Annotated in this window: 1 pseudogene; it reads right to left on the bottom strand. The window is 55.8% G+C overall.

What is annotated here, in order from left to right:
* Window positions 1-880 (bottom strand): annotated as a pseudogene (locus QCE79_RS33070) (hypothetical protein); the annotation flags it as partial.

Here is an 880-nt window from a genome sequence, read left to right as displayed (position 1 = left end):
GCCGTACCGCCGATTGAGCAGAAGATCCCTAAAAATCCAGGCCGGATTGTCGGTCCAAGCTCGCTTGAATTTCCCGGTCCACGTGCCCTTGTACTCGCGGCCGGCCGGATCGTAGTTGTCCGGTACCTCAACCAGCAATCCCTTCATGTCGTACGAGCGAACAGGTACCCGGTCGAATTTCTCCGTGCTGATTTGCATCGCCACCAGCGCGCTGCCGGGGTATTTGAACTTTCCGGTGCAGCGCTTGGTGTAGCTAAGCACGTGCGCTGTGCCATGCTTTTTACCTGCATTCTCACCCTGGTCAATGACGTCTGTACGGGAGATTTTCAAGACGAATCGCGCCCCCGCAGCCAAATGCACGGGAAAGGTAAAGGTCTTGCAATAAACCTGACAGACGCCGGTGATTTTCCAGGACTCGGTCTTCGGCGGAGGCTTGTCCTTCAACCCGGTGATTTCCCAGGACTCGGTCTTCGGCGGAAGCTCGTCCTTCGACAGTGTTCTATAGGATGGTTCGAACTGCAGCTCGACCGTCGCGTTGGTGTGCCCCTTGTTCGAATCCCACCACAGATTGCTCACTTGGACAGTAACATCCACCTCACTCACGTCCGGCTCGGAGACCTCGATCGAACAAGGCGTGAAATGCGTCACCTTGATCTTCCCGCCGCTCTCCTCTTTGTCAACCAGACGACGCTGCAGCTCGTGACCGACTTGCACCTCACTTGAGGCCGCCGTCACCCAGTCAATGGCGTCTTGCTGAATCCCTCCCTTACGGGTCTCAAACTGCTCAACCTGGAAATTACGGCTTCCATCATTGTTTTCGACCGGCACGCCGTCCAAATAAACCGAGCGAAGCTTAACTTGATCTGCTTCTGCTAAACCG

Source organism: Caballeronia sp. LZ003, from assembly GCF_031451465.1.
Classification (GTDB): domain Bacteria; phylum Pseudomonadota; class Gammaproteobacteria; order Burkholderiales; family Burkholderiaceae; genus Caballeronia.
This window is presented reverse-complemented; position numbering and strand designations above follow the sequence as displayed.